This window comes from Candidatus Margulisiibacteriota bacterium (assembly GCA_041658645.1).
Lineage (GTDB): Bacteria > Margulisbacteria > WOR-1 > O2-12-FULL-45-9 > XYB2-FULL-48-7 > JBAZZV01.
Map to the genome: position 1 here is coordinate 1 of JBAZZV010000020.1, position 9,581 is coordinate 9,581.

Genomic DNA, 9,581 nt, shown 5'->3' on the forward strand with positions numbered 1-9,581 from the left:
AAGGCAAGATCAAATTCGACAAAGTCAGTTTTAAATACCAGAATTCGGATGAATACACGCTTAAGGACGTCTCACTGCTGGCCAATCCCGGAGAGATCACGGCGGTTTGCGGGGCCAGCGGCGCGGGTAAAAGCACTATTATTGACCTGATCCTGAGATTTATCGAACCGACGGAAGGCGATGTTTTTATCGATTACTACAACCTCAAGCAGGTCTCGCTGATGACCCTGCGCGCCAACATCTCCATCGTTTCCCAGGATGTGATCATCTTTTCCGGCACCGTGCGCGAAAATTTGCAGTACGGCCGGAAGGAAGTCGACGAAGCAAAGATGATCCAGGCCGCCAGGGAGGCGGACATCCATGAATTTATCACGGGCTTGGCCAACGGCTACGACACCCTCATCGGCGAAGGCGGGGTCGGCCTGTCGGGCGGCCAAAGACAGCGCCTTTCCATTGCTCGCGCCCTCTACCGCGACGTTAAAATATTGGTCATGGACGAAGCCACCTCCGCGCTCGACAGCGTCACGGAAGCCAGAATATTTGAGAACCTAAAAGCCGGCACTAAAAAGAGGACCCTGATCCTGATCACTCATCGCCCTTCAACTCTGAAGATCGCCGATAATATTTATGTCGTCTCGGAGAACGTGATCTCCGAATCGGGCAGTTTTGACGAGCTCCTGTCGCTCAAAGGCGAGTTTTATAAATTTTATCAGGCCCAACTCCAAGAAAGCGACCAGGAACTGGCAGAGACCATTGAACTCATTAAATTTAAAAAGAAAATAGCCAAAGAAAAGCAGGGAAAAGAAAAGCTCAAAAAAGCCCTTAAACTATCAGCGCTCGAAAAGAAAGTCCTGCAAATGTATTATGACGAGAATAAAACCTATGATAAAATCAGTAAGGAATTGAGGATGCCGCCCTACGACGTAAGCCTGATCCGCAAATCGGCCCGGGATAAATTGGAGCGGATCAAGGAATTGGAGATCGAGGAATAAAATAATGAGCAGGATCAAAGATCTGTTCGACTCTCTGTTATCGCAGAACATGGGCAAACAGGCCCGCCAGGTTGAATATGTCACCGTGGTCGTCCTGCTGGCCATGCTGCTGACCATCGGCATCTTATGGCAATACAAACTTACGGTCACTGTACGCGGCAATAGAGGAGAACTGGTCCCGGCCAAAATTAACGTTTTTGAGTTGCTGTTAAAGAAATAGAAGGAGCGCGCCTTGACTAAAGAAATAAAAACCCTGGTTATTGACGACGAACTGGCGGTCCTGGAATCATTTAAAATGATCCTGGGGATCAAGAATTATCAGGTCACTACGGCCAGGAACCTGAACGAAGCCGCGGCCGCGGTCTCAAAAGAACATTTTGATATCGCCTTTATCGATCTGCGGTTCGAAGGCAGGGAAATCGGCCTGGATATCTTAAAAAATATCAAAGAGATCGATCCTAAGATCGAAGCCGTGATCGTAACGGCCTACGCGACGGAAACCACTAAAATAGACGCCCTCCAGCTGGGGGCCATGGACTACATCAGCAAGCCCTTCATGATGGAAGTCATCTATGAGCTGGTCGACCGGGCGATCGAGAAGAATAAAGCTAAACGTTAAACCCGCTCTTCTTCTCCTTCTTGATATCTTTGATGCTTTTGACGGCGGTCGCCTTGATCTCCTGAATGTTCTTCACCGCTTCGTCTTTGATCCGCTTGATCCCCCTCAACGCTTCTTTCAAACTGGTCTCCCTGATCTCCTTGATATCGGACATTGTTTCGCCTCCTTTTAAAATGAGACCGCAAACGATGATGACAGGCTGGTCTGTTCCAGGACGGTGCTGTTGCTAGAGAATACCCTGGTCAAGGTCAAATTCCAATAGGCGAGGTCAAAAACCCGCGCGTTATACGTGCCGTTGAGCACGGTCTTCAGGCTGGCCCCGTTCTGTCGGATCCCGGCCACTTCGCCGCCGATATTTTGGCCGGGTGAAATAAAGAACCGGGTTTTGAACAAAACGCTCTCGGTCCCCTGCCCCGCTCCGAGATAAAGGGCTGGACTGGCCAGGCTGGCCAAATAATAATTGTTCCCGATCTTTTGGTAGCCCAGGGAAATTATGTACCCGTTATCATTCGCGAAGTAAGTCAGGGCGTACTGGCTGGCCGTTAGGTCCACTATCCCGGGGCTGACCCCGATCAGAGGAATGACCTCAGGATTGTTCAAGCTCAAATTCGCGTTTTCAGCGGTCAGCTCAAAAAGGCTGAACAGATTTAATTTGACCCCGCCGTAGCTCTGCGTTAATCGGGCCGGCAAAGGCGCCAGGGTCAATGGGTCGGGCAGGTTGGTGATCAGACTGCCGCCCAGCGTGAACTCCAGCCAGCTGAACAGCCCCGGCATTTTGGGGGTAACGCTGATCAAGCCGAAATTAGAATCGCGGCTAAGGTCGCTCGCGTAACCAAGCTTGCCGACCGACGCGTTCAAATTAAAAATATCAGGGTCGAAGTTCGCCAGGACCATGTCCGCTGTCGTGTCGACGAACAGGCTGTTCCCGAACGGAGTGTAACCTTTATAAAAATACGATCGGCCGGCCTGCAGGATATAGGGGGGATTATTGAGCAGGACATAACCGCTGTCAAGATAAGGCGAACTGGCCGCCGCGCCGCTCCCAAAATCATACAATGAGGTCAGCGAGGCGAAAGCGCAGAGATTGTTGCCTAAATTCCGGTCCAGGGAAAGCTTGACGGATTGATGGGCGGAGAGATCATTATAATTCAGGCCCGGCCCTTTGCCGTTGACGATCTGCGTGGCACTCAATTGCGTGTTCAGGTAGGTTTTAAAGCCGTATTCGACCGGCCGGGCGGGCGCGAAATTCTCCAGTTCCTTTAACTTCAAAAAGACCGCCTTGACCAGATTAACCGTGAAAAAAGCCAGTTCATACCGGTCGACGTATTGTTCCCCGTTGAATTTCTTTTCACTCCCTCCCTCCAAAACCCCCAGCCAGATCAATTTTTGGATGGTGCTATAAGCGAAACAATCTTCCGGCACGTCGGCGTAACCGAGCGCCGGATTGGCCGGTTTAAATTTGATCGCCGCGGAGAGCACTTTTTCGATCGCGGGGAGCATAAAGAACGCCAGCTGGTAGCGGCTGATCTTCCGGTCGGCGTATAACAGTTGCGTCCGGTCCCCGGGCGGTATAATGCCCAGCTTGATCAATTTAAGGATGGACCGATAGGCGAAATGGCTGACCGGCACGTCCTTAAAAGCCTGGGCCGGGTTGGCCGTCCCCAGTTCGCCCGTTTCGCCGACCATGATCCTCTCGATGATCTTGCCGGTGAGATCGATCATCAAATATTCATTGATCAACTGGTCTCCGTAGAATTTCTTGTCTTCGCCCGGGATCAGTATCCCTTCTCCCGCCAGCTCGTTGACCGCCGGCCCGGCGTAATTGTCCTCGGGAATGTCCAGGTACGCGCCGGCGTTCGCTTCAATGGACGCTTCATTTTCTTTGGCCTGCGCCTTAGCCCGCTCCGCCGCGTAATGGTCCAGCAGCTTGGCCGTAAAGATCGCCATTTCATATCGCTTGACGATCCGGTCGCCGTTAAAATAACCGATGCCGTCCAGCAGTCCGGCTTCGACCAGCTTTTGCAGAAAGATAAAAGAGGAATGATCGGGCCGGACGTCCGGATAAAACGAGGAGGATGTCGCCGTTAAGGCCTGGCCTGCCAACTTCTCTAAAAACAACGCGTAGTATGAATAGAACGTGTAGCGGTCCAGTAAAGCTTCCCCGTCAAACCGCTGCCGGCCCGCGACCGTGAACACGCCTAATTTCGTGAGGTCCTGGACCGCTTTATAAGCGTAGTGTTTCGCGGGAACATCATTATAAAATTCTTCGAGCGGGCTTGTTTCTATCTCTTTGACTTGGCCCGTGCTCACCAGGACCCTCTCCATGATCACGGCCAGTTGGAACATCGTGACCGGTTCGTTCCCGTCGAATCGCTTATTGGCCGGGGCGGCAATGATCCCAGCGGCCAGAAGTTGCCCTATCGCGGAGGAGGCCGGCTGGGTTGCCGGGACGTCTTTGAAGTCCGCCCGGCCGGGAGAGCAAAAACAAAAAAGCGAGATCAGTAAGATGCCTATCTCTATTTTTACTTTCACGGGCATTAGTATAACATAATGCGCCGTCAGGGATGGCAATAAAAAGATAACTTTGGTATAATTATTAGTTCATGGCAACCACCTACGCGGTCGTTAACCAAAAAGGCGGAGTCGGCAAAACGACCACCACGGTAAACCTGGCGGCTTACCTCGCGACCTTCGGCAAGAAAGTCCTCCTGATCGATATCGACCCGCAGAGCAACGCCAGCGTCGGCCTGGGGGTCGACCGCTCGCAGATCGAACGCTGTCTTTATAACATCCTGATCGAGAACGCCCCCGCCAGTGAAGTGATCATCAAGAGCAGTATCGCCAACCTCGATGTCCTCCCCTCCACCCCGCGCTTGGCCGGCGCTGAAGTTGAGCTGGTGGCGGTAGAGGCGAGAGAACACAAGTTGAAATCCGCCCTCGCCGCGGTCAAAGGGAACTACGACCTGCTGGTCATCGATTGTCCCCCTTCTCTCTCCCTATTAACGGTCAATGCCCTGACCGCGGCCGACGAAGTGATCATCCCGATCCAGTGCGAATATTACGCCCTCGAAGGGATCAGCCAGCTGACCCATTCGCTCGAGCTGGTCCGGGAAAGCCTGAACCCCGCCCTCAAGATCCGCGGCATCGTCCTGACCATGTTCGATCCGCGCACCCTCCTCTCTTCGCAAGTCGCCGAGGAGGCGCGGAAATATTTCGGCAGTAAGGTCTTCAAGACGGTCATCCCGCGCAACGTCCGCCTGGCGGAAGCCCCCAGTTTCGGCCAGCCGATCATTTTTTACGACCCCGGCAGCAAAGGGGCCGAAGCCTACGAAAATCTTTGTCGGGAGGTGTTGGATGATGGTAGGATCTAATAAAAGAGGTCTGGGCAAAGGTTTAGGAGCATTGATCCCGCAAGGTTCCGTTTTTGTCGGCGGCCGCACTATCGTCAACGTCGATATCAACAGTGTCGCCGCCAACCCGCGCCAGCCGCGCACCTCTTTTGCCAAAGAGGCGCTCCATGAACTGGCCGAGTCGATCAAGACCCAGGGGGTGCTCGAGCCGATCCTCACCCGGATGCGCGACGGCAAGTATGAGCTGATCGCCGGGGAGCGGCGCCTGCGCGCCGCCAAGCTGGCCGGCCTCGCCAATATTCCGGCGATCGTCAAGGATTTTACCGACCAACAGTCGCTTGAGATCTCCCTGATCGAGAACCTCCAGCGCGAAGACCTCAACCCGATGGACGAAGCGGAAGGGTACGCCCGGCTCGCGTCCGAGTTCGGCCTGACCCAGGACCAGATCGCCAAACGGGTCGGCAAGGAACGGCCGACGGTCTCAAACATGATCCGCCTCCTCGCCCTCCCCAAACAGATCAAAGACAGCCTGCGTAAAGGGGATATCACCGTCGGTCACGCCCGCCCCCTCCTCTCCCTGGAGGAGCCGGACAAACAGCTCCATTTCTGGCGGGAGATCGTCAAAGGACATCTCAATGTCCGCGACGCCGAGATACTGGTCACCGGCAAAGAGGACAAACCGAAAGCCAAAAAGGGGGGGCGCAAGCGGGCTTTCACCCAGAACGTGGAGCTCAACTCGATCGTCGAAGGCCTGACCGAACATCTGGCGACCAAGGTCAAGATCTTCGGGACACCGGAGCGCGGCAAGATCGAAATAGAATATTATTCGAAGGAAGACCTGGAACGGGTCCTCGAGCTGATCACCGCCGGCAAGATGAAGCGGCCGGAGAGCGCGCTGCCGGTCAACCCTTCTTTCTCCAGCGCCAGCGAGCTTGAGCCGCCGGCTTTAAATTAACCTTAATTGATGGACGTCAAGCTCGCTTCTCTGCTGGTCTTCCTGGGGGCCTACCTTCTTTTTATTTTTCTCCCTAATCGGCGCGCGCTCGTCGCGGCCGGCGGGGCCGGATTGCTTATTCTCTTTCGGGTCATGACCCCGGGTGAAGCTTTCTCGGCCGTGAACTGGAACGTGATGGGGATTTTTGTCGGGACTCTCGCGGTCGCTGATGTTTTTATGGTCAGCCGGGTCCCCGCTTTCCTGGCCGAAGAGATCGTCAACCGGGCCAAAAACACCGCCTGGTCATTGCTGTTGATCTGCGTGCTGACCAGCTTCATCTCCGCCTTCGTGGAAAATGTCGCCACCGTCCTGATCGTCGCCCCGATCGCCCTCTCCCTGGCCAGAAAACTGAAGATCGACCCGATCAATATCATGATCGCCATCGCCGTGGCCAGCAATTTGCAGGGGACAGCGACCCTGATCGGCGACCCCCCCAGCATGCTCCTTGGCGGTTATACCGGGATGAACTTTGGTGATTTCTTCTTTTATCAAAACCGACCCTCTATTTTTTGGGCGGTCGAGGTCGGCGCCCTCTTTTCCTTTATCGTTCTTTATCTCTTTTTCCGCCACTACCGGGGGAAAGCCGTGCTGGTCCGGACGGAAAAAGTCAGGTCGTGGTGGCCAACCGTCATGCTGGTCGGCCTGATCGTCTTGCTGGCCGGCTCTTCGTTCATCCCGAACGCTTCGCCCTACACCTCCGGGGCACTTTGCATCTTCTTTGGCTTGGTCGCCTTGGTTTGGGGAAGCTGGTTCAATGAAGCTTCCTTGATCAAAGGATTGAAATCGCTCGATTGGGAAACGACCTTTTTTCTGACTGGAGTATTCATCCTGGTCGGCAGCGTGACCCAGGCCGGCTGGATCCAGTCCTTATCCCAATATCTCGCCTCGATCGTCGGGCAGAACGTTCTCCTGGCCTATTGCCTGCTGATCGTCTTTTCATTGGCTATCTCGGCCTTTGTTGATAATGTCCCCTATCTAGCCGCGATGCTCCCGGTCGCCTCCGCCCTGTCGCTCAACCTGGGAACTAACCCCGCGCTCCTGCTATTTGCCCTGTTGATCGGAGCTAGTCTGGGGGGGAACATCACGCCGATCGGCGCGTCAGCTAATATCGTCGCTTGCAGTCTGGCAAAAAAAGAAGGTTATCCGATCAGTTTTGGGCAATTCTTCCGGCTGGGGTTCCCCTTCACGATCACAGCGGTCGGCACGGCGGCGGTTTTTGTCTGGTTTATCTGGCGCTAGGCGCGGAGCGGGCTAGACCGAAGTCGCTTCGTCGCCGATCGCGGAGGAAAACGCCGCGCTTTGCAGTGCAAAAACGCAGGCTTCCCAGGTCGGGAAGCGTTTATCTCTTTCCTTCTCCAGCATTTTGTGGACGACTTTAGCCAGGCTCTCGGGAATATCGTCCCTGATCGTCCGGATATCGACCGGCGGTTCAGAGAGGATCTTATAAATATACTCTCTGACCTTCTGCTGGTCCATCATAATCGTTCCCCCGCGATAGGGCAAAAAGCCGGTCAACATCTCATATAAGATGACCCCCAAAGCATATTGGTCGGTCCGCCAATCGACCGGCAGGCCGCTGGCCTGTTCCGGCGACATATATTGCGGCGTCCCCATCACCACGCCCATCTGCGTCAGGTTAATGCTCGCCTTATTCGCGCTCGGATCGGTCTGTTTGGCCAGGCCAAAATCACCGATCTTGATCGTGAAACTGCCCGGCTGATACTCATCCGGGATCAGGAAAATATTGCCCGGTTTCAGGTCACGGTGGATGATCCCCTTACTGCCGACATACCACAAAGTTTCGGCGATATCCTTGGCCAGCTTAAGCGCTAATACCGTTTCCAGCACGCCGGCACTGATCACCTCTGATAAGTCCCGTCCCTTGACATACTCCATTTCAATATAAGGGATATCTTCCGGGATATTGCTCAGCGACATCTTTAAACTTTCCGCCTCCGCCTCCATCTCGGGCCCCGACCGGCGCAGCAGTTCGAGATAGGTCTCCCGTTTCATATATGACAGGGTGAAGAACCGGACCACGTTCTGGTGGTTCAGCGTCAGCATCGCCTTGGCTTCGCCCCCCTTAAACCGGGCGAGCAGCAGCGGGTTGCCCAGCAACTCCGGCCGCGGCATTTTAAAGACCTTTTCCACATCCATATCAACATTCTTGACCAGGATCGCAACCGCCATGCCGCCGAACCCGAGCATTCGCTTAAAGACATTATGGCCGTCAAACGTTTCTTCATTGATCTCGTTTTCCTGGACCCCGAATTCTTTCAATTTATTAACCATTGAGCTCATCCGGCCCTGCAATTCTCCAACCAGCTTGCGCAGCTTAGTTTCTTCCTGCGCATACCTGGCCGCTTTTTCCTCCACCGCCGTCTTTTCTCCTTGCAGGTCATCCAGCTGCTGGTTGGCCAGGCGGAGCTCTTCGGTTTTCCGCCGTTCAGCTCCAGCTAGGCGCAAACTCTTGGTTACCCCCCGCGTTGGGGTCAAGCCAAGGGCGAGACCGACCAGGGAGTAAAGAGCGAGACCGGAATAAGTTAAAGCGCCCGGGGTCGCCAGATAAAAGGAGGCCAGTAAACCGGACGAGAAGACCGGCGTCAGGTATTTAGCAACCTGGCCAAACTGCCTTAACCCCGGTTTCTGGGCGGCTCGCGCATCTAATTTTACGATCGAATGCCGCCACCAGGATATTTGCGCTGGTTTGATGATTGCCGGCACTTAAAATCCGCTCCCCAAGGTCATCGGTTGAGGCACGATCACGTTATTGCCACCCAGTCTCAACACCAGTCCGAATTTGACCTCGGCCGCTTTATTGGTAGCGTCGTAATCGCCGCCGGCCGAAACGCCGATCCGCAGATCGGTACCCAAAACCGAGACCTTATAGGTGCCAGCAACCGATCCGCCGGTCTGGCTATTCTTTAATTGGTTATTCCTTAAATGGCTGAATAAAGCTGTTCCGGAGATCCCAAAACTGTTCTTTTCATATGAGGAACGCAACCCGCCGTAGCCGCCGAAGCTTGTGCCGAACATGCCGCCGGCGAAAGGATAAAGCAGGCCATTGAAAAGTACAATGCCGCCGCCGGCAGTTCCCGCATATTCATCTTTAAATGCGCCGCGACCGTCAATCGTGTTGCGGCTCCAGAAAAAGCCGCCCTGTCCGACCAGCGTTACTTTTGGCAGCTGGTGAGCCAGCGATAAAGTCCCCATGTCCTGGCTAAGCCTTGAATTAAAGCCGTTGCTGACATTAATGAACGGCAGATAATTAAGCTGCAATCTTGTTTTGTCCGACACCGTATAGCCCAGAGCGATATCGCCGCGCAAGGCCGGGCCGAATGGCAGCGGAGCGGTCGATTCCCCTTTGACTTTGACTCCGTAGGCCGACAGCAGCGCCAGGCCCAGATAAAAAGGCGAAGGTTGTTCTTGGGCCGCTTTGGGCGATTTGACCGGACCGGCCGGCGGCTTGGCCGGTTGCTGTTGCGGAGCCGTCGGGATAGCCGCCGCGTAACTTGCGCAATTGTCGTGGATCAGTTTGTTAACCTGGGTCGCGGCTTGGGCGATGTTCGCCGCGGAAAGCGCGTCCCAATTGATCTGGGAGAGAGCGATCTGGCCGCGGAGATTCT

10 protein-coding genes are annotated in these 9,581 nt (G+C 54.6%); 6 read left to right on the top strand and 4 right to left on the bottom strand.

Going from position 1 to position 9,581, the window contains the following annotated elements; genetic code table 11:
- The 3 genes from WC903_09005 to WC903_09015 form a co-directional block, all read left to right on the top strand.
- Positions 1–992, top strand: a 992-nt coding sequence (locus tag WC903_09005) for an ATP-binding cassette domain-containing protein (protein ID MFA5894083.1), incomplete at its 5' end; no start/stop codon positions are given.
- A gap of 4 nt (positions 993–996) precedes the next feature.
- Entirely contained in the window at positions 997–1,212 is a 216-nt protein-coding gene (locus WC903_09010; protein ID MFA5894084.1) for a hypothetical protein, read from the top strand.
- Positions 1,213–1,224: 12 nt separating this feature from the next.
- Positions 1,225–1,611, top strand: coding sequence for a response regulator (locus WC903_09015; GenBank protein MFA5894085.1), 387 nt, complete (start codon positions 1,225–1,227; stop codon positions 1,609–1,611).
- Here the strand turns inward: WC903_09015 and WC903_09020 are convergent.
- Both WC903_09020 and WC903_09025 read right to left on the bottom strand, forming a co-directional pair.
- Complete coding sequence (locus WC903_09020; GenBank protein ID MFA5894086.1) at positions 1,601–1,765, bottom strand: hypothetical protein; 165 nt, start codon at positions 1,763–1,765, stop codon at positions 1,601–1,603. The two genes, WC903_09015 and WC903_09020, sit on opposite strands and share 11 nt — an antisense overlap.
- A 14-nt stretch (positions 1,766–1,779) precedes the next feature.
- Entirely contained in the window at positions 1,780–4,143 is a 2,364-nt protein-coding gene (locus WC903_09025; protein MFA5894087.1) for an S-layer homology domain-containing protein, read from the bottom strand.
- 71 nt (positions 4,144–4,214) lie between these two features.
- Between WC903_09025 and WC903_09030 the strand changes: the two genes are divergently transcribed.
- Genes WC903_09030 through WC903_09040 form a run of 3 tightly spaced genes read left to right on the top strand, consistent with a single transcriptional unit; the run spans position 4,215 to position 7,194 of the window.
- Entirely contained in the window at positions 4,215–4,982 is a 768-nt protein-coding gene (locus tag WC903_09030) for an AAA family ATPase (GenBank protein MFA5894088.1), read from the top strand.
- Positions 4,966–5,916 (top strand): ParB/RepB/Spo0J family partition protein, encoded by a 951-nt coding sequence (locus WC903_09035; protein ID MFA5894089.1) that lies wholly within the window; start codon positions 4,966–4,968, stop codon positions 5,914–5,916. The genes WC903_09030 and WC903_09035 overlap by 17 nt, the downstream gene beginning before the upstream one ends.
- Before the next feature lie 9 nt (positions 5,917–5,925).
- Entirely contained in the window at positions 5,926–7,194 is a 1,269-nt protein-coding gene (locus WC903_09040) for an SLC13 family permease (protein MFA5894090.1), read from the top strand.
- Positions 7,195–7,206: 12 nt separating this feature from the next.
- On the opposite strand, the gene WC903_09045 is transcribed toward WC903_09040, so the two are convergent.
- Together WC903_09045 and WC903_09050 are read right to left on the bottom strand one after the other, a co-directional pair.
- Entirely contained in the window at positions 7,207–8,679 is a 1,473-nt protein-coding gene (locus WC903_09045) for a serine/threonine-protein kinase (GenBank protein ID MFA5894091.1), read from the bottom strand.
- A partial coding sequence (locus WC903_09050; protein MFA5894092.1) for a hypothetical protein occupies positions 8,680–9,581 on the bottom strand: 902 nt, incomplete at its 5' end.